This is a genomic window from Bradyrhizobium sp. NBAIM08 (assembly GCF_020193935.1).
Taxonomy (GTDB): domain Bacteria; phylum Pseudomonadota; class Alphaproteobacteria; order Rhizobiales; family Xanthobacteraceae; genus Bradyrhizobium; species Bradyrhizobium yuanmingense.
The window spans coordinates 1-408 of sequence record NZ_JADYVR010000885.1; the positions used below are offsets into that span (position 1 = coordinate 1).

The window sequence follows — 408 nt, forward strand, 5'->3', positions numbered from 1 at the left end:
GAATAATTATGAAACGCACCAACGCACTTCCGACTCGCACCCTCGCTGTCCTGCTTCTCGCTCCGGCTGTTCCGCTGCTCGCGGCCGACGCCTTGAGCGTGAAGCTCGAACAGCCGCCGGAGGCGAACAAGAACCGCTTCGGCATCAGCTATCGCGCCGGCTTCAACGTCACGGCAAAATTCAAGAACGTGGGCAACCTGAGCGGCGGTGCCAGCGGCCGCGGGCCCGGTCCCGCCACGGGCAGCGCCGTGGATCGCAATTATGACGACGGCTACAACCGGGTGGACGTGAGCGACAATGGAGGCGGCGATACCTGGAACTGGGGTTACCGGAACGCCAGCCAGGCGGACGGGGACTCGGTCACGTTCCACAGCACGACGGCGTCGTCGATTACGAGCAAGACTTATG

General features: G+C 63.5%; 1 protein-coding gene. It reads left to right on the forward strand.

Annotated features, from left to right (window positions below; translation table 11 throughout):
* Nucleotides 1–92: 92 nt before the first annotated feature.
* The coding region (locus I6F37_RS42540; protein WP_225154757.1) for a hypothetical protein at nucleotides 93–408 on the forward strand (316 nt) is incomplete at its 3' end.